Raw genomic sequence first — 18,953 nt, forward strand, 5'->3', positions numbered from 1 at the left:
CTTATTGTGCTTTTTCCAGAAGCTTCGGTTTGGCAAAAATCATCCGTCCTGCCGATGTCTGCAGCACGCTCGTCACCAGAACCTCCATCGTAGTGCCGATATAATCCCGGCCGCCCTCCACCACAATCATCGTGCCATCGTCCAGATAGGCTACGCCTTGTCCATGTTCTTTGCCGTCCTTAATCACCTGAACAATGATCTCTTCGCCCGGCAGAACCACCGGCTTCACTGCATTCGCCAAGTCATTAATATTCAGCACCGACACTCCCTGCAGCTCGCATACCTTGTTAAGGTTAAAGTCGTTGGTAACGACCTTGCCGTGCAGTACTTTCGCCAGCTTGACCAGCTTGCTGTCCACTTCTGAGATCTCCTCGAAATCCCCTTCATAAATCAGCACCTTAACGTCCAGCTCTTTCTGAATCTTATTCAGAATATCAAGCCCTCTGCGTCCGCGGTTACGCTTCAGCAGATCCGATGAATCCGCAATATGCTGCAGCTCCTCCAGCACGAACTCAGGAATAACAATCGTGCCTTCGATGAAGCCCGTTTTACAGATGTCAGCAATCCTCCCGTCAATAATCACGCTGGTATCGAGGATTTTATGCTCCTGAGTTCCACGCTCCTCCGGTTCAGCAGAGCGTGCCCAGCGTCCGGTATTCCAGAGCGAAGCCAGCTCCTCCTTCTTCTCCAGCCCGATCCGCAGGCCCATATAGCCCAGAGCAAGCGTGGCAGCTACCTGCAGCAGCTCCCCTGCTTTGCCCAGCCAGGACATGGCGGGATACAGCAGCAGAGACAGCAGCAGACCTCCCGTAAGCCCTGCTGCACCTGCAGCAAGCTCATTCATCGGGATACCCGAGCAATACGCAACCATCTCCCGCAGCTTTGAACTTGCCCATTCCGCGCATAAAGTCCCCGCAATCAGAAAAATAATGGCACCCAGCACCGCAAACAAAATGCTTCCTTCCATAGGCAAGCTATCCTCCAGTTTCCCAAGGCCTACCGGGAACCCTCTTTCTGCCGCGTGATATAGCGAATAACCGGACCAGGCTCCACAACACCCGGCAAGTATCAAAACAGACTTTTTCCACATAACCTCGCACCTCCTTTTATTCATCCATCAATCCTCTATACCTCACCAGTATGTTCCAATTTTTAGGACGATAATCCGGGGGCGCGTTATTTTTTCTGCAAGCCCCGAATTTCGTCCGGTTCTGTTGCCGTAAACTGCTATTCCTGGTTGAAAATGAGGGAGACCCTGGCATATAATGAATTCAATTCGAACCCAGGGGTGAATGGAAAATGAGCGCACCAAGTTTACAGGCCTTCCAGGATCAAGTCTCCGAACTGCTGCTCCGTCACCGTAGTCTTCTGGATGTCATGTCCAAGAACGGACAGAGCAGTGCTTCCGTCAACCGGGCTGTCGTCAAAGCCATTACCGAATGCGGCTGCATTCAGCTGCATGCCACCAAGCAGGTCTTTGAGCCCACTCTAGGCCTTGAGCAAGCCAAGGAGCTTGCCGGAACCCATCTGGCAGGGGAGCTGTGTGAGAACTGCCGGGAGGTCATTGGCTCCGAGCTGGGCCGCGAGCTGTTCTACATGTCTGCACTCTGCAATTTGCTTGCTATCAATATGGACGAGGTTGTCGCCAAGGAATCGCAGAAATGCGCAACACTCGGGTTGTTCAACTTGTCCTGAGCAGACCGTCCGCGCTCTCCTTCATCCATTCCGCCAGCTCCGGGGGAACCGTATTCCGTATAATACTTCCCTTCCCGCAGGCAGCAAAAAGGCATTGCACTCTCCTGATATTCAGGAAAGGCAATGCCTTTTGTATATAGCGGTCTATGAATGAAATAAGTTCTGAAGAAGGGCTAACCGTTCTTGGAATGATATACCTTATCCTCTGAGCGTCTTCTGCGGCGGCGTTGCCGGCGGACCTTAAACAGCCCTAAGCTCTGTCTGAAGCCATATAAGGCGTACAGCGCCAGAAGTCCAAAGATCAGCTTGGCAATCTGTTCAGGGAAGACCACCGCAACAGCTACAGCGATCACGATAACTACAGGTGCGCCTATAACCGCTTTTTTTGGAAAACCAATCTTCTTGAAGTTGGGATACTTCACTGTGCTGACCATCAGATACGACAGCAGCAGGGTAGCCATAATCATGAATGGTGCAGATACATCCTTATGGAAAAGTGCAAGCGTGGCCAGAACCCCGCCCGCAGCAGGAATCGGCAATCCTACGAAATATCCCGGAATCCCCGGGCGGACATTGAACCGGGCCAGACGCAAGGCTCCGAATACAGGGAAGATCGCTGTGACGGTCCATCCCAGTGCAGGATTCAGCTCCTGCAGACTTGTTAAATACATAATCAGCGCCGGGGCGACTCCAAACGAAACTACATCGGATAGAGAATCCAGCTCCTTGCCGAATTCACTCTCACATTTCAGCGCACGGGCCATCCGGCCATCCAGCCCATCGAGCAGCATCGCGATAATCACCATGATAGCGGCCATGCTCAGCTTGCCGTCAAACGCCATCATGATACCAAACATTCCAAGCATCAGATTACCAATCGTAAAAAGACTTGGAATTGATTTTTGTATCATTTCTTCACCTCAATTTTCCTACTTGTACTGCATGGGACTGCAACATTACGTGATTGTATGGTATTTACATTTGTCTGTCAATAAGAACTTGTTTCTGGAGCCGCTTCAGCCCGTCCTGAATATTGCGTGCGCGGACCTCGCCAATGCCGTCCACTTCATCAAGCTCAGCTATGCTTGCCTTCATCAGGTTAGGCAGCATTTCGAAGCGTTCCACCAAATTGTGGATGATTACATTCGGCAGCCGTGGAATCTTGTTCAGCAGGCGGTAACCACGCGGAGTTACAGCTTCTTCGGAGGAAATGGCTGTTGAGGAATAGCCCAGCAGGCGGGCAATATGGTTGTCATCCATCAGTTCATCATCGCTGCTGCGCTTCAGCCCGGCAATGATCTCACGAATCTTCTCCTCCTGCTCTTCTCTGGCATAGTCTCTGTACAGCAGCCATGCTTCTTCCTCTGTATTTCCAACCAATTCTTCCATCTGCATACTGATCAGCCGGCCTTCATTGCCAAGCTCGTTGATGTAACGCTTAATTTCCATTTTGATTCTCAGCACCATCTCCACGCGCTGGATCACACCGACGACCTCGGCCACCGTCACAAGCCCCTCATATTCAGAAGCGGACAGGTTGGTCAGCCCTTGTGTCAGAACGGCTCTGTACTTCTCCAGGGTCTGGATCGCCTGGTTGGCTTTGGCCAGAATCGAACCGATTTCCTTGAGTGCGTAACGGATGGAGCCCTGATACAGCGTAATAATATTACGGCGCTGGGAAATGGAAACGACCAGCTTGCCGGTCTGCTTCGCTACCCGTTCTGCCGTCCGGTGCCGGATTCCTGTCTCGATCGAAGAGATCGAGGAATCGGGGATCAGCTGCGTATTGGCGTACAGAATCCGCTTCAGATCCTCGCTCAGAATAATCGCTCCGTCCATTTTGGCCAGCTCGTATAAATAGTTTGGTGAAAAATCGCAGTTAATGGAGAAGCCGCCATCGACAACCTCCATGACCTCCGGACTATATCCGACAACAATCAGTGCCCCGGTCTTCGCGCGAAGCACATTCTCCAGCCCTTCCCGGAAGGGTGTTCCGGGTGCAGCCATTCTAAGCAGATCATTCATATTATCTGATGGATTATATTCTTTCATGTCCCTGTGCCCCCTAATCTAACGCGACCGCTAGTGCCTGTGCTACTGTGCTGACGCCTATAATCTGGATATCCTGCGGATGCTTCCAGCCCTTCAGACTCTTCTCGGGCATAATGACCCGCCGGAAGCCAAGCTTGGCCGCCTCTTTCACCCGCATCTCTGCGCGTGATACCCCTCTCACCTCACCGGTAAGCCCTACCTCCCCGAAAAACACATCATACGGCTTGGTCGGAAAATCACGGAAGCTGGAGGCAATGCTGATAGCGACAGCCAAATCCACCGCCGGCTCATCCAGCTTCACCCCTCCCGCAACGTTGAGGTAAGCGTCCTGATTCTGCAGGAACATGCCCATCCGCTTCTCCAGTACAGCAATGATCAGCGCCATCCGTTGATGATCCATACCTGTGCACATTCTGCGGGGCGAAGGGAAATGTGTCGAAGCCACCAGCGCCTGCAATTCAACAAGAACGGGTCTTGTGCCCTCCATGCTGGCTACCACCGCTGACCCGGCCACTCCGAGCGGGCGCTCAGACAGGAACAGCTCCGACGGGTTCTCCACCTCGGTCAGCCCGATTTCCCCCATTTCAAAGATCCCGATCTCATTGGTGGAGCCGAAGCGGTTCTTCACTGCCCGCAGCAGACGGTACGTATGATGGCGCTCCCCTTCAAAATAAAGGACACAATCCACCATATGTTCCAGCATACGCGGGCCGGCAATAGCGCCTTCCTTCGTTACATGACCAACAAGCACTGTGGCGATCCCCCGGATCTTGGCGATCCGCATGAATCTTGTCGTACATTCCCGCACCTGTGCTACACTGCCCGGCGCACTGGTTACCTCCGGCATAAATACAGTCTGGATCGAGTCAATGACCAGAAATTGAGGCTGAATCTGCTCAATCGCTTCCTCAATGCTCTCCATGTTCGTCTCACATAGAACGTACAGTTCCGCAGACAGCGCTCCGAGGCGGTCGGCCCGCAGCTTGGTCTGCCGCACAGATTCTTCCCCCGAAATATACAGCACGCGCAGCCCTTGTGTAGTCAGGGCATGCGAGGTCTGCAGCAGCAGTGTCGATTTCCCGATTCCGGGGTCGCCTCCGACCAGCACCAGCGAGCCGGGAACGATCCCGCCGCCAAGCACGCGGTTAAGCTCACCGATGCCCGTCAGAATACGGGGCTCCTTGTCACTTTCTATATTTATGATCGATTGCGCCTTTTCTTTACTCTGAAAAATAGGTGCATTCATGCCTTGTGTTTTGACTACGCTTTCCGTTTCCTCTACCATCGAGTTCCATTCCTGGCAGCCCGGGCACTTTCCGAACCACTTCGGTGATTCGTAGCCGCACTCGGTACAGAAAAATTTTGTTTTAGGTTTAGCCATGTGCACTCCTTACCGTCCGAACTTGCTAAAATTGCGGATATTTTACTCTTATTCAAAGTTTACCATTTCTGCACACTGAACGGAAGGACACTTAAGATCTAGTTTTTATTTGCATCTTCTTTTAGGCGTGTTTGAGTATGTCTGAGGGACGAAAACAAGTAAAGCTCCCGCCCCTCTATACGGAGGAGCGGGAGCTTTGTTTCATTTTCCGGAACAATTATTCAGTTTCGACTGTTTTCTCCAGGGAGACCTCGGCCGGTGCTTCAACGGTGGTTACGACCAGTTCGCCGTTCACCTCATCAATGTTCAGGGAATCCCCCTTCTTGATGTTGCCCTTGAGCAGCTCTTCGGAGAGGCGGTCTTCGATATGCTTCTGAATCGCCCGGCGGAGCGGACGGGCACCGAAGGCCGGATCATAGCCCTCTTTGGCAAGGAATGCTTTGGCGCCGTCAGTGAGCAGGAAATCTACATCGTACTCACGCAGACGCTTGCGCAGCTCCTCGGACATCAGAGTCACGATCTCTGCGATATGCTTCTCATCCAGCGAGTGGAAGACAATGATCTCGTCGATCCGGTTCAGGAACTCAGGCCGGAAGCTCTTCTTCAGCTCTTCCATAACCTTGCCCTTCATGTTGCTGTAATCCGCGCCCGCATCCTGTACTGCGGTGAATCCAAGCGTCGAATTCTTCTTGATCGCCTGTGCCCCTACGTTCGAGGTCAGGATGATCAGGGTATTGCGGAAATCGACCACGCGGCCCTTGGAATCGGTCAGACGGCCATCTTCCAGTACCTGCAGCAGAATGTTGAACACTTCAGGATGGGCCTTCTCAATCTCATCCAGCAGTACAACCGAGTAAGGCTTGCGGCGCACCTTCTCTGTTAATTGTCCGCCTTCTTCATACCCTACATACCCTGGAGGCGCTCCGACCAGCCGGGAGGTGGAATGCTTCTCCATGTACTCCGACATATCGATGCGGATTACCGCATTCTCGTCACCGAACATCGCTTCGGCAAGCGCCCGCGCCAGCTCGGTCTTACCAACCCCGGTAGGTCCGAGGAAGATGAAGGAGCCCATCGGACGTTTCGGGTCCTTCAGACCCGCACGCGCCCGGCGGAGTGCCCGGCTGACCGCCTTAACGGCTTCGTCCTGGCCAATTACACGTTCATGCAGCAGGGCTTCCATATTCAGCAGGCGGTCTGTCTCTTCTTCCTTCAGCTTGCTGACCGGAATGCCGGTCCAGCTGGCCACCACCTGTGCGATATCCTCAGGTGTAACCTGGGAATCGGTGCGGCCCTGCTTTTCTTTCCACTGGTTCTTCGTAGTGTCCAGCTCTTCACGAATCTTCTGCTCGGTATCGCGAAGTGCAGCAGCCTTCTCGAACTCCTGGCTTTGTACTGCGGAATCCTTCTCCTTGCGGATATCATCCAGACGCATTTCCAGTTCCTTCAGATTCGGCGGGATGGTGTAAGAATTCAGTCTTACCTTAGAGCCTGCTTCATCAATCAGGTCAATGGCCTTGTCTGGCAGGAACCGGTCAGGAATGTAGCGGTCAGACAGCTTGACTGCTTCCACAATGGCTTCATCTGTAATCTTCACCCGGTGATGAGCTTCGTACCGGTCACGAAGACCGAACAGAATCTGTACAGCTTCCTCAGGGGAAGGCTGATCCACTGTGATCGGTTGGAAGCGGCGCTCCAGCGCGGCGTCCTTCTCAATATATTTGCGGTATTCATCAAGCGTTGTGGCACCGATGCATTGCAGCTCACCACGGGCGAGGGCAGGCTTCAGGATGTTGGAGGCATCAATCGCGCCTTCCGCACCACCCGCTCCGATCAGCGTATGAAGCTCATCAATGAACAGCACGATGTTGCCCGCCTGGCGAATCTCATCCATGATTTTTTTGAGGCGGTCTTCGAATTCACCGCGGTATTTCGTACCAGCCACTACAGAACCCATATCGAGGGTCATGACACGTTTGTCGCGCAGCGTCTCCGGAATTTCATTGTTGATGATCTTTTGGGCCAGACCTTCGGCAATCGCCGTTTTACCAACCCCAGGTTCACCGATCAGCACCGGATTATTCTTGGTCCGGCGGCTCAGCACCTGAATGACACGCTCAATTTCCTTGCTGCGGCCGATCACAGGGTCGAGGTTACCGTCCTTGGCATAGGCCGTCAGATCGCGGGCCAGGCCGTCCAGTGTTGGCGTGCTGACGTTAGCCGGAGCTCCGCTGTGGCTGGAGGTGGCTTCACTGCTGCCCAGGAGCTGCAATACCTGCTGGCGGGCCTTGTTCAGGCTAATTCCGAGATTGTTCAGCACACGGGCTGCTACGCCCTCTCCCTCGCGGATCAGACCGAGCAGGATATGCTCTGTTCCCACATACGTGTGACCCAGCTTGCGGGCCTCGTCCATGGACAGCTCGATCACCTTCTTGGCACGAGGAGTATACGCGATGTTGGTCGGTTGTTCCTGACCTCTGCCAATCAGTGTTTCCACTTCATCCTGTATCTTCTCCAGACCCAGACCAAGTCCGATCAATGCCTTAGCGGCAATGCCGTCTCCTTCACGAATCAGTCCGAGTAAAATATGCTCTGTCCCAATGTTGTTGTGTCCCAAACGTACGGCTTCTTCCTGCGCCAGCGCCAGCACCTTTTGTGCGCGTTCCGTAAATCTTCCAAACATCATATCTCCTGCACCTCCACGGATAATAAATATCTATAATTTAATGTTGTGATCCCAGTGTCTCCCGGAGCAGCTTCGCCCGGTACATATCGCGTTCAGTAGGCGACAGCTCGTCACCGAACAGCTTTTGCAGAAAGCCCGGCTGAGTCTTGACATTCAGCTCATTGAGCACTGAAATCGAAGGCCCTTCCAGAATCCCCAGATCTACACCAAGCCGCAGATCGGAGAGCCGCTGTGCCGATTCTTTCAGTTCCATCACAGCAGCATAGGCCAGAATTCCGTAGGAGCGCTTGATACGGTCCGTAATCCGCAGAGCGGAATCGACCAGCAGGCGTTCGCGGGCGTTGCGCTCATGCTCTATAATCTGTGTGACTACGCTGTGAAGATTCTCAATAATCTCATTTTCGGTCTGTCCAAGCGTAATCTGGTTGGAGATCTGAAAGATATTCCCTACTGCTTCGCTGCCTTCACCATAAATTCCTCTAACGGTAAGCCCCACCTGATTAACTGCGGACAAAATGCGGTTGATCTGATGCGTCATCACCAAGGCCGGCAGATGCACCATAACCGAGGCTCTCAGCCCTGTTCCCACATTGGTGGGACAGCTTGTTAAGTAGCCTCTGCGGTCATCGAAGGCGTAATTGACAGCAGCCTCGAAAATATCATCGATGGCGGTTGCCCTTACCCAGGCTTCTCTGACCTGCAGCCCCGGGAACAGGCATTGAATGCGGAGATGATCCTCCTCATTGATCATAATGCTGACCGACTCGTCCTCATTAAGAATGACTGCCCCGCCTTTGGAATCATCCGCCAGGTTAGGACTGATGAGGTGCTTTTCCACCAGTACCTTTTTGTCCAGCTCACCCAGCTCATCCAGTCTCAGCAGCTCGAAGCTGCCGAAGTCGGCCGAAGCTTCACCCTGAAATACGGGGGCAAGCTGCTCCAGCACCTCCTCCGACTGCTCTCTTGAAGCGAGCAGCGGGAACGGAAGATGCTCCAGATTACGGGCGATCCGCATACGGCTGCTGATGACAATCTCGGAATGGCTGCCGCCGCAGCGCATCCAGTCACTCAGTGCTTGTTCGGTAAACCGGAGACTTGACATGCCCGGATCCCTCCTATATATCAAAGACTTTACTCTTGTGGCATTTCTTTTTCAAGCTTGCGGATTCTGTCCCTCAGCTCAGCTGCGGTCTCGAACTCCTCCTGCACAATACTCTGCTGCAATTCATGCTTCAGCTCATCAATCTGGCGCTTGCACATAATCTGTGCGCCCGCCCGCTTGGGCAGCTTGCCGACATGCGCTGTACTGCCATGCACCCGCCTGAAGAGCGGGTCAAGCGTACTGTCGAAATACTTATAACAGGAGCTGCAGCCGAACCGTCCCAGCTTGCTGAACTGTGAATAGGTCATGCCGCAGTTTTCACAATGCAGCCCCTGCACACTTTGTGCGGCTGCTGACTTTCCCTTGCCCGAGCCTTCCAGATCCAGGAGACCGGAAAGCAAGCTGTGGATAGAGAAGCCTCCCGCAGTTCCGGGAATCAGTTCACCCTTCTCCCGCGCACAGCTTTCGCAGATATGAAATTCCGTCTTTTCCCCGTTCACAATCTTCGTGAAGTGGAGTGTAGCCGGTTTGACGCCGCATTCCTGGCATAGCATGAGCGGTGTCCCTCCTTACCATTTGACAAATTATTTGCCCAATAAAGAGATTAGCATAGCCTTCATAAGCTTGGCACGAATCTCATCCCGGTACGGCAGATTAACCGTCAGGCATTCCCGGGAAACCGCAGAACGCATCAGACACGCTTCACGTTTGGAGAGGAAACGGGCCTCCTCCAGCTGATAAATCAGCCCTTCGGCAGAATTCTGATCAATATCATTCCCTATCGTGGAGTTCAAATGTGCGTATAAGGCGACATTCTGAGGCAGCTCATAGCGCTGAATCCGGATATATCCGCCGCCGCCGCGTTTACTCTCCACCACATATCCCTTTTCCAATGTGAACCGTGTGCTGATGACATAATTGATCTGTGACGGGACACAGGAGAACTGGTCCGCCAGATCATTGCGCTGAATTTCCACCGTACCTTCGGGACTTTCATGCAAAATATTCTTCAGATATTGTTCAATAATATCGGAGATATTACGCATCACTCATCCTCCAGTGTATAAGCATTGGTTAAATCTGTGCTGCGCCAACGCCTGCCGTCAGAGACATGCTCTTAAGAACTTAACCCGGGCAATGTAATAAGAATCGGCTGCAATAGCCTCTGCCCTGCGCTTTTCTCTAAATGTTACATTCCTGAGAACGATGATATCCGGCCTGCGTTGACTTTGACTTTCTTTGACTTTTTCATATTATAACATATTCTCGCTGAATGCCAAGGGGTTACTCTTATTTTTTACGTTTTGGCTGTATTGTATTCCGGTTGCCTGCTTCGTTCACTGAAATGGAGGCGTTATGTATAGGACAGCTCCTCCCTCCCAGGGGAAGAGGAAGAGCCGTTCTCTGTCAGAAAAAATCGAATAATGCCGTCTCGGCCTGCGGAATCAGCGCTTCAAACCAAGCTGTCGCCTCAGCAGTCCCGGATAATTGTCCGTACTTTGCCGCCTGAAGCGGACGCTTGTATCCCATCAGCAGCACAGTAAGCGTGCCGATACTGCATTCCAGGTCAGCCTCTGACCGCTCGCCCTGAATCCGGGTGAACGCCGCTCCCCCTTGCTCCGACACAGTCCACCGCCATAACCCGTTGTTCCATGACGCATGCTTATCTTCAATATAAAGCACCCGCTCCCGGTCACCCTCCGGCACATTGAAGGTCATGTTCTCCACAAAAGCCTTAGCATTGACGATACGCGCCATGAAGTATGGATAATTCTCCTGCGCAATCCGCGGATCGGGAAGGAGGAAGGGAAGAATATCGTCAGCAGGCACCAGCTTCAGCTGTGCAGCCGTAATCATGGAGTCATGATTGGCCAGGAAGGTCCACAAGCCCTGGCGGGCAAGTTCGTTCCCATAGATAAACTCATCTATGACCAGCTCCTGCTGCACTATTTTATACAGCACATAGCCCTCCGGTTCACCCTGCTCTGAATAAAACACACAGGAATGCGTATCGTCATCAAGCACACTTTCCTTCCACCAGGTCTCAGTGCGCTGGAGAGTCCCGTTATACTTCATAGCGAATTGGTCGTACAGCTGCTGAAATACTGCAAGATCCGGGATATCGCGCTTCACGCTGCCCTTAATCTCCGTCTTGTGCGGGAACTTCCCTACCGGAAGAGTATACTTCTTATATTCACAGTAGATCTCCCAGCCGAATTTACGGTAAAAGGGAATCAGGAACGGATGCAAAAAGGACAATGTCTGACCGGCTTCATTCATCGTCTCGAGCGCATGGGTCAGCAGATGGGCTACATAACCCTGCCGGCGGTTCTCCGGCCAAGTGGCTACACCGGCGATGCCCCCCATAGAAATGGGCTTGCCTTGTATATATACCTCTAACGGAAGAAGCGTCAGCTTCGCACCGATACTGTCCCCTTCAAAAATCGCCCAGGTTTGTTCCGGTTTGAAGCTCTCCTTGGCGCGTACTCTGTCTTCTGCAGAAACCTTATACTTAAAAGCATATTCGGACAAGCTTAAGCTGTCCTCAAATTCTCCGGCACGTAATTGCCTGATTTCCATGCTGTTCCCTCCGTTACATTCCATAAATTAGCTCCAGATATTTGCTTAATAGAGAGTATAACAAGCCAAGCCGCCGGATGCTAATAAAGGCTGGCCACCAGTTGCAAAAAGAATAGTTATCCACAGCTTTTGCACAGCAAAGCAAAAAACCGGAAAGAGTTTCTTTCCGGCTCAAAAGAGTTATCCCCGATTACATTTTATCTATCCACAATATTCACTTTTTATCCACAAAATCGGTGTATTACTTATGTTTTCGCTTGACTCATCCACAATATTGTGCGTAATTCCTCCATGATCCGGGGATCATTCTGTTCCTGTAAAGGTATCCACATGTGCGCAACTTTTCTGTACTTACTGAAATCTATCCACAGCTTTTCCACAGCCCTGCCCGCACGCAAAAAAACCACTGTCGATTGCTCAACAATGGCTCATGTGCTTGGCAACGTCCTACTCTCCCAGGACCCTTCGGTCCAAGTACCATCGGCGCTGGAGGGCTTAACGGTCGTGTTCGGGATGGGTACGCGTGGAACCCCTCCGCTATCGCCACCAAACGGATTTTTTCCGGTCGGCTTACTCCCTGAACTTCTTCAGGAAAATAATGAACCTTCCAAAATAATCGCTACAGAAAATATCAAACCATCGGTTTAACTTCCTGCCAGGCTTGATCGCCTGAAAACTGAATCCGAAACGAATCTGCGTTTGCCCTTCTTACGGGGCCCCCGGAAAGTACTCGGAATCCGCTTCGTCAGCTTCATCTTCACTTTTTGGGGTAACTTTTGGATAAGCCCTCGACCGATTAGTATTGGTCAGCTCCATGCATTGCTGCACTTCCACCTCCAACCTATCTACCTCGTCGTCTTCAAGGGGTCTTACATACTGGGAAATCTCATCTTGAGGGGGGCTTCACGCTTAGATGCTTTCAGCGCTTATCCCGTCCGTACGTAGCTACTCAGCCATGCTCCTGGCGGAACAACTGATGCACCAGCGGTACGTCCATCCCGGTCCTCTCGTACTAAGGACAGCTCCTCTCAAATTTCCTGCGCCCACGACAGATAGGGACCGAACTGTCTCACGACGTTCTGAACCCAGCTCGCGTACCGCTTTAATGGGCGAACAGCCCAACCCTTGGGACCTACTTCAGCCCCAGGATGCGATGAGCCGACATCGAGGTGCCAAACCTCCCCGTCGATGTGGACTCTTGGGGGAGATAAGCCTGTTATCCCCAGGGTAGCTTTTATCCGTTGAGCGATGGCCCTTCCATGCGGTACCACCGGATCACTAAGTCCGACTTTCGTCCCTGCTCGACTTGTAGGTCTCGCAGTCAAGCTCCCTTATGCCTTTGCACTCTGCGAATGATTTCCAACCATTCTGAGGGAACCTTTGAACGCCTCCGTTACTCTTTAGGAGGCGACCGCCCCAGTCAAACTGCCCGCCTGACACGGTCCCCGTACCCGATAAGGGCACTAGGTTAGAACCTAGATACGATCAGGGTGGTATCCCAACGGCGCCTCCGCAGAAGCTTGCGCTCCTGCCTCCACGGCTCCCACCTATCCTGTACAGATCGTACCCAAATTCAATATCAAGCTGCAGTAAAGCTCCATGGGGTCTTTCCGTCTTGTCGCGGGTAACCTGCATCTTCACAGGTATTAAAATTTCACCGGATCTCTCGTTGAGACAGCGCCCAAGTCGTTACGCCATTCGTGCGGGTCAGAATTTACCTGACAAGGAATTTCGCTACCTTAGGACCGTTATAGTTACGGCCGCCGTTTACTGGGGCTTCGGTTCACAGCTTCGGGTTTAACCCCTAACCGCTCCCCTTAACCTTCCAGCACCGGGCAGGCGTCAGCCCGTATACTTCGCCTTACGGCTTCGCACAGACCTGTGTTTTTGCTAAACAGTCGCTTGGGCCTTTTCACTGCGGCCCCCTCGGGCTATTCACCCTACCGAGGCACCCCTTCTCCCGAAGTTACGGGGTCATTTTGCCGAGTTCCTTAACGAGAGTTCTTCCGCGCGCCTTAGAATTCTCTTCTCGCCTACCTGTGTCGGTTTGCGGTACGGGCACCTTCTCCTGACTAGAGGCTTTTCTTGGCAGTGTGAGATCATGACCTTCGCTACTATAATTTTCGCTCCCCATCACAGCCCAGCCTTAACGATGTGCGGATTTGCCTGCACACCAGCCTCACTGCTTAGACGGACATCCATCAGTCCGCGTCACTACCCTCCTGCGTCACCCCATCGCTCATAGCGGATTACGGTGGTACAGTAATTTCAAACTGTTGTCCTTCGACTACGCCTGTCGGCCTCGCCTTAGGTCCCGACTTACCCTGAGCGGACGAGCCTTCCTCAGGAAACCTTGGGCTTTCGGCGGATCAGATTCTCACTGATCTTTTCGTTACTCATACCGGCATTCTCACTTGTATACTCTCCAGCGCTCCTTACGGTACACCTTCAACGTATATACAACGCTCCCCTACCCCAGATGCAAAGCATCTAGCCATAGCTTCGGTGGTGTGTTTAGCCCCGTTACATTTTCGGCGCAGAGTCACTCGACCAGTGAGCTATTACGCACTCTTTCAATGGTGGCTGCTTCTAAGCCAACATCCTGGTTGTCTGTGCAACTCCACATCCTTTCCCACTTAACACACACTTGGGGACCTTAGCTGATGGTCTGGGCTGTTTCCCTTTTGACAATGGATCTTAGCACTCACTGTCTGACTCCCGGCAAGAAGTAAATGGCATTCGGAGTTTGACTGAGCTTGGTAACCCTTGCGGGCCCCGCACCCAATCAGTGCTCTACCTCCACCACTCCATTCACCGAGGCTAGCCCTAAAGCTATTTCGGGGAGAACCAGCTATCTCCGAGTTCGATTGGAATTTCTCCGCTACCCCCACCTCATCCCCGCATTTTTCAACATGCGTGGGTTCGGGCCTCCAGTGCGTGTTACCGCACCTTCACCCTGGACAGGGGTAGATCACACGGTTTCGGGTCTACGTCCACATACTTAGTCGCCCTATTCAGACTCGCTTTCGCTGCGGCTCCGGCTTCTCACCTTAACCTTGCATGTTAAACGTAACTCGCCGGTTCATTCTACAAAAGGCACGCCATCACCCATAAAGAGGGCTCTGACTTTTTGTAAGCACACGGTTTCAGGTTCTATTTCACTCCCCTTCCGGGGTGCTTTTCACCTTTCCCTCACGGTACTGTTTCACTATCGGTCGCCAGGTAGTATTTAGCCTTAGCAGATGGTCCTGCTGGATTCATACGGGGTTTCACGTGCCCCGCACTACTCGGGATCCGTCTCGGAGAGAACACAGTTTAGGCTACAGGGCTTTTACCTCTATCGCGGGCCTTTCCAGACCTCTTCGCCTACTCTATTCCTTTGTAACTCCATGTGAGACGTCCCACAACCCCAAGAGGCAAGCCCCTTGGTTTAGGCTGTTCCGCGTTCGCTCGCCGCTACTGACGGAATCACTATTGTTTTCTCTTCCTCAGGGTACTTAGATGTTTCAGTTCCCCTGGTCTGCCTCTGCGTATCCTATGTATTCAGATACGAGTAACTGCGAATTACCACAGCTGGGTTTCCCCATTCGGACACCCCCGGATCAAAGCTTGCTTACAGCTCCCCGAGGCAGTTTCGTTGTTCGCCACGTCCTTCGTCGGCTCCTGGCGCCTAGGCATCCTCCGTGTGCTCTTAGTAGCTTAACCAATGCGTTTTCCCTAAGGAAAATCGCTAGTATCGCCATTAATATGAAACTTGTTTACACAAGTTCAACTTAAAGGAATGTTCTAAAACGCAAATTCGTTTCGGTATCCAGTTTTCAAGGATCAAGTTGCTGTTATTATGAAACAATCACGACTGTGATGTTCGGAATAACAGACGATGTATCCAGTATTTCAGACATACAAATAGATGAAGTTTGTTGGTGGAGCCAAGCGGGATCGAACCGCTGACCTCCTGCTTGCAAGGCAGGCGCTCTCCCAGCTGAGCTATGGCCCCGCAAATTCCATCAAAACCGAACAAATGGAAACGCTCGAGGCTTTACGAAGTAAAGCCTGCTTCAGGAAGTAATCTTCCTGAAGACTTTTATTTGAATGTCTTCATTGCAGAAGACGATTCTCCATAGAAAGGAGGTGATCCAGCCGCACCTTCCGATACGGCTACCTTGTTACGACTTCACCCCAATCATCTACCCCACCTTCGGCGGCTGGCTCCCTTGCGGGTTACCCCACCGACTTCGGGTGTTGTAAACTCTCGTGGTGTGACGGGCGGTGTGTACAAGACCCGGGAACGTATTCACCGCGGCATGCTGATCCGCGATTACTAGCAATTCCGACTTCATGCAGGCGAGTTGCAGCCTGCAATCCGAACTGAGACCGGCTTTGCTGGGATTGGCTCCACCTCGCGGCTTCGCTTCCCGTTGTACCGGCCATTGTAGTACGTGTGTAGCCCAGGTCATAAGGGGCATGATGATTTGACGTCATCCCCACCTTCCTCCGGTTTGTCACCGGCAGTCACTCTAGAGTGCCCAGCTCAACCTGCTGGCAACTAAAGTCAAGGGTTGCGCTCGTTGCGGGACTTAACCCAACATCTCACGACACGAGCTGACGACAACCATGCACCACCTGTCTCAACTTTCCCCGAAGGGCACCTGATGCATCTCTGCTTCGTTAGTTGGATGTCAAGACCTGGTAAGGTTCTTCGCGTTGCTTCGAATTAAACCACATACTCCACTGCTTGTGCGGGTCCCCGTCAATTCCTTTGAGTTTCAGTCTTGCGACCGTACTCCCCAGGCGGAGTGCTTACTGTGTTAACTTCGGCACCAAGGGTATCGAAACCCCTAACACCTAGCACTCATCGTTTACGGCGTGGACTACCAGGGTATCTAATCCTGTTTGCTCCCCACGCTTTCGCGCCTCAGCGTCAGTTACAGCCCAGAAAGTCGCCTTCGCCACTGGTGTTCCTCCACATATCTACGCATTTCACCGCTACACGTGGAATTCCACTTTCCTCTTCTGTACTCAAGTCACCCAGTTTCCAGTGCGACCTCAGGTTGAGCCCAAGGTTTAAACACCAGACTTAAATAACCGCCTGCGCGCGCTTTACGCCCAATAATTCCGGACAACGCTTGCCCCCTACGTATTACCGCGGCTGCTGGCACGTAGTTAGCCGGGGCTTTCTTCTCAGGTACCGTCACTCCGGCAGCAGTTACTCTACCGGACGTTCTTCCCTGGCAACAGAGCTTTACGATCCGAAAACCTTCATCACTCACGCGGCATTGCTCCGTCAGGCTTGCGCCCATTGCGGAAGATTCCCTACTGCTGCCTCCCGTAGGAGTCTGGGCCGTGTCTCAGTCCCAGTGTGGCCGTTCACCCTCTCAGGTCGGCTACGCATCGTCGCCTTGGTGGGCCGTTACCCCACCAACTAGCTAATGCGCCGCAGGCCCATCCCCAAGCAGCAGATTGCTCCGCCTTTCATTCTTCTCTCAGGAGAAAAAAGAAATTATCCGGTATTAGCTACCGTTTCCGGTGGTTATCCCAGGCTTGAGGGCAGGTTGCCTACGTGTTACTCACCCGTCCGCCGCTAAGTCTGAAAGGAAGCAAGCTTCCTCTCAAACTCCGCTCGACTTGCATGTATTAGGCATGCCGCCAGCGTTCGTCCTGAGCCAGGATCAAACTCTCCAATTAGGTTTTTCCGAGCGGCTGCTTCACCCGAATCACTTCGAGGAAATAACCATCCGAAAACTATCGAAAAGAGCGATTGCTCATTTTGAAACTGACGATTCATTGAATGAATCTTGTAAAAATTAAAGCGTTCCATTTGTTCAGTTTTCAAAGAACTTGCTCCCGGCATTTCAACGTTATGTCTCTTGCACAGGAATTATATCATATCATTTTATTACGTTTGTTGTCAACTTATTTTTCTTCCGCCGCTCAATTCAGCGTCGATGTCTCATAAGCACAAGAGATAATATATCACGCGCTCCAAGCGTTTGCAAGTCTTTTTTTATAATAGGATTAAGCACTGCTTTTTTTGAGTTAATAATGAATAGTTCACCGCAGCCCTGCACAAATTGATTCCCATAATACTTCATTTGTCGCTACAATAGAATTTATCTTCGTATCCATAGATAACTTATTTATTAACTGTTCCTGAAAGGAGTTCAAATGTCCAACAAGACCCTGTCTCAAGCTCCACCCGGCCCTCTGGGGGAATCACGCAATCTGCAGCAGGCTACCATCTACCGTATTTTGCTTGCTGTTAGCTTTGTTCATTTATTCAATGATTCCATTCAGGCACTGATTCCGGCGATGTTCCCTGTACTAAAGGATAACCTGGTGCTCTCTTATGCCCAGATCGGCTGGATTGCGTTCGCGCTGAATCTCACCTCTTCGGTGATTCAGCCTATTATCGGCTTCGCCGCTGACCGGAAGCCGCATCCGATCCTGCTCCCGCTGGGGATGTGCTGTACCTTTGCCGGGGTGTTCCTGCTCGCTTTTGCAGGTAATTATGTATTAGTGATTGTATCCGTAATGCTTGTGGGCTTCGGATCAGCTGCGTTCCATCCGGAAGGGATGCGTGTGGCTCATATGGCTGCCGGTCAGCGCAAGGGGCTGTCGCAATCTATATTTCAGGTGGGCGGCAACGCCGGCCAGGCCTTGGGTCCTCTATTAATGAAGTGGGTATTCATTCCCTTCGGTCAGATGGGTGCTCTCGGCTTCACCGTTATCGCCGCTGCCGGAGTCGCCATCCAGGCCTATGTGGCCCGCTGGTACCGAGAGATGCTGGATGCCGGATACACCTTCCGCAAAAAGTCAGCGTCACGCTCTATCGACCCTGCCCGCAGCAAACGTATTCTGATTACAACGGTTATTCTGGTCTTCATCGTATTCGTGCGATCCTGGTACGGCGCCTCCATAGGCGGCTATTATGCCTTCTATTTAATGGACAAATACGGGATGACGCTGGATAAGGCTCAGATCTATATCTTCATCTATCTCGCTGCCGGCGCTGTCGGCACCTTCTTCGGGGGCCCGCTGGCAGACCGCTTCGGCCGCCGCAATCTTATTCTGGTGTCGATGATCGGGACGGTGCCGTTTGCGCTGGCCCTGCCTTTTGTGAACCAGTTCTGGGCGGCCGTGCTGCTGATCATCTCCGGGTTCATTCTATTATCCAGCTTCTCCGTCACTGTGATTTACGCTCAGATGTTGTATCCAGGTAATATCGGTACGGTCTCGGGTCTTATTACCGGCCTTGCCTTCGGGCTTGGCGGAATTGGCTCTGTCGTAATTGGGCATCTGATCGACACGATCGGAATAGCCACGGTGTTCGTGGCCTGCGGCTTCCTGCCGCTGCTCGGTCTGCTGGCCCTGCTGCTGCCCGGCGACAAGAAGCTGGAGGAATGGGCAGCGGAATAATCCGCTGAATCTGGATAACGGCAGAGAATTATTCAAGGGAC

At 52.3% G+C, this 18,953-nt stretch carries 11 protein-coding genes, 1 tRNA gene and 3 rRNA genes; 2 read left to right on the top strand and 13 right to left on the bottom strand.

All coding sequences use genetic code 11. The features are described 5' to 3' along the window. Position 1: 1 nt before the first annotated feature. Positions 2-1,090 carry a PIN/TRAM domain-containing protein gene (locus NST26_RS29540; protein WP_339251625.1) on the bottom strand — a complete coding sequence of 363 codons (1,089 nt, stop codon included), beginning with the start codon at positions 1,088-1,090 and terminating at the stop codon, positions 2-4. 209 nt (positions 1,091-1,299) lie between these two features. Here NST26_RS29540 and NST26_RS29545 point away from each other — a divergent pair, with 209 nt between their 5' ends. After that, positions 1,300-1,695, top strand: coding sequence for a hypothetical protein (locus NST26_RS29545; protein WP_036692322.1), 396 nt, complete (start codon positions 1,300-1,302; stop codon positions 1,693-1,695). Positions 1,696-1,868: 173 nt separating this feature from the next. Here NST26_RS29545 and pssA read toward each other — a convergent pair whose 3' ends face one another. From pssA to NST26_RS29605, 12 genes are all read right to left on the bottom strand, one after another. After that, positions 1,869-2,606 (bottom strand): CDP-diacylglycerol--serine O-phosphatidyltransferase, encoded by a 738-nt coding sequence (gene pssA, locus NST26_RS29550; protein ID WP_036721891.1) that lies wholly within the window; start codon positions 2,604-2,606, stop codon positions 1,869-1,871. A 64-nt stretch (positions 2,607-2,670) separates the two neighbouring features. Further along, positions 2,671-3,747, bottom strand: coding sequence for a DNA integrity scanning diadenylate cyclase DisA (gene disA, locus NST26_RS29555; protein ID WP_209878849.1), 1,077 nt, complete (start codon positions 3,745-3,747; stop codon positions 2,671-2,673). Positions 3,748-3,760: 13 nt separating this feature from the next. Continuing rightward, positions 3,761-5,128 (bottom strand): DNA repair protein RadA, encoded by a 1,368-nt coding sequence (radA, locus tag NST26_RS29560; RefSeq protein WP_036692317.1) that lies wholly within the window; start codon positions 5,126-5,128, stop codon positions 3,761-3,763. 217 nt (positions 5,129-5,345) lie between these two features. Continuing rightward, on the bottom strand, positions 5,346-7,814 hold the full coding sequence (gene clpC / locus NST26_RS29565; RefSeq protein WP_076081724.1) for an ATP-dependent protease ATP-binding subunit ClpC: 2,469 nt from the start codon (positions 7,812-7,814) through the stop codon (positions 5,346-5,348). A gap of 37 nt (positions 7,815-7,851) precedes the next feature. Then, a complete protein-coding gene (locus tag NST26_RS29570; protein ID WP_036721897.1) occupies positions 7,852-8,916 on the bottom strand; it encodes a protein arginine kinase in 1,065 nt (354 codons plus the stop codon). Between the two features lie 29 nt (positions 8,917-8,945). Then, positions 8,946-9,470 (bottom strand): UvrB/UvrC motif-containing protein, encoded by a 525-nt coding sequence (locus NST26_RS29575; protein ID WP_340957833.1) that lies wholly within the window; start codon positions 9,468-9,470, stop codon positions 8,946-8,948. Between the two features lie 30 nt (positions 9,471-9,500). Beyond that, positions 9,501-9,962 (bottom strand): CtsR family transcriptional regulator, encoded by a 462-nt coding sequence (locus NST26_RS29580; RefSeq protein WP_036721901.1) that lies wholly within the window; start codon positions 9,960-9,962, stop codon positions 9,501-9,503. 361 nt (positions 9,963-10,323) lie between these two features. Then, on the bottom strand, positions 10,324-11,496 hold the full coding sequence (locus NST26_RS29585; protein WP_340980478.1) for a GNAT family N-acetyltransferase: 1,173 nt from the start codon (positions 11,494-11,496) through the stop codon (positions 10,324-10,326). A 434-nt stretch (positions 11,497-11,930) separates the two neighbouring features. Further along, a 5S ribosomal RNA gene (gene rrf, locus NST26_RS29590) occupies positions 11,931-12,047 on the bottom strand. Positions 12,048-12,272: 225 nt separating this feature from the next. Next, positions 12,273-15,201, bottom strand: a 23S ribosomal RNA gene (locus NST26_RS29595). Positions 15,202-15,417: 216 nt separating this feature from the next. Next, a tRNA-Ala gene (locus NST26_RS29600) sits at positions 15,418-15,493 on the bottom strand. Between the two features lie 127 nt (positions 15,494-15,620). Then, a 16S ribosomal RNA gene (locus NST26_RS29605) occupies positions 15,621-17,181 on the bottom strand. Together the 16S, 23S and 5S rRNA genes with 1 tRNA gene alongside form the textbook arrangement of a ribosomal RNA operon. 480 nt (positions 17,182-17,661) lie before the next feature. On the opposite strand from NST26_RS29605, the gene NST26_RS29610 reads away from it, so the two are divergent. Continuing rightward, positions 17,662-18,912 (top strand): MFS transporter, encoded by a 1,251-nt coding sequence (locus tag NST26_RS29610; RefSeq protein ID WP_340980479.1) that lies wholly within the window; start codon positions 17,662-17,664, stop codon positions 18,910-18,912. The last annotated feature ends 41 nt before the right edge of the window (positions 18,913-18,953 follow it).

Source organism: Paenibacillus sp. FSL R7-0128 (assembly GCF_038002245.1).
GTDB classification, from domain to species: Bacteria; Bacillota; Bacilli; order Paenibacillales; family Paenibacillaceae; genus Paenibacillus_AQ; species Paenibacillus_AQ silagei.

Excerpts from the sequence above, each read along its gene's own strand:
- radA (WP_036692317.1), bottom strand. The coding sequence starts at position 5,128 with ATGGCTAAACCTAAAACAAAATTTTTCTGTACCGAGTGCGGCTACGAA.
- NST26_RS29610 (WP_340980479.1), top strand. The coding sequence starts at position 17,662 with ATGTCCAACAAGACCCTGTCTCAAGCTCCACCCGGCCCTCTGGGGGAA.
- disA (WP_209878849.1), bottom strand. The coding sequence starts at position 3,747 with ATGAAAGAATATAATCCATCAGATAATATGAATGATCTGCTTAGAATG.
- pssA (WP_036721891.1), bottom strand. The coding sequence starts at position 2,606 with ATGATACAAAAATCAATTCCAAGTCTTTTTACGATTGGTAATCTGATG.
- NST26_RS29580 (WP_036721901.1), bottom strand. The coding sequence starts at position 9,962 with ATGCGTAATATCTCCGATATTATTGAACAATATCTGAAGAATATTTTG.
- NST26_RS29575 (WP_340957833.1), bottom strand. The coding sequence starts at position 9,470 with ATGCTATGCCAGGAATGCGGCGTCAAACCGGCTACACTCCACTTCACG.
- NST26_RS29585 (WP_340980478.1), bottom strand. The coding sequence starts at position 11,496 with ATGGAAATCAGGCAATTACGTGCCGGAGAATTTGAGGACAGCTTAAGC.
- clpC (WP_076081724.1), bottom strand. The coding sequence starts at position 7,814 with ATGATGTTTGGAAGATTTACGGAACGCGCACAAAAGGTGCTGGCGCTG.
- NST26_RS29545 (WP_036692322.1), top strand. The coding sequence starts at position 1,300 with ATGAGCGCACCAAGTTTACAGGCCTTCCAGGATCAAGTCTCCGAACTG.
- NST26_RS29540 (WP_339251625.1), bottom strand. The coding sequence starts at position 1,090 with ATGTGGAAAAAGTCTGTTTTGATACTTGCCGGGTGTTGTGGAGCCTGG.
- NST26_RS29570 (WP_036721897.1), bottom strand. The coding sequence starts at position 8,916 with ATGTCAAGTCTCCGGTTTACCGAACAAGCACTGAGTGACTGGATGCGC.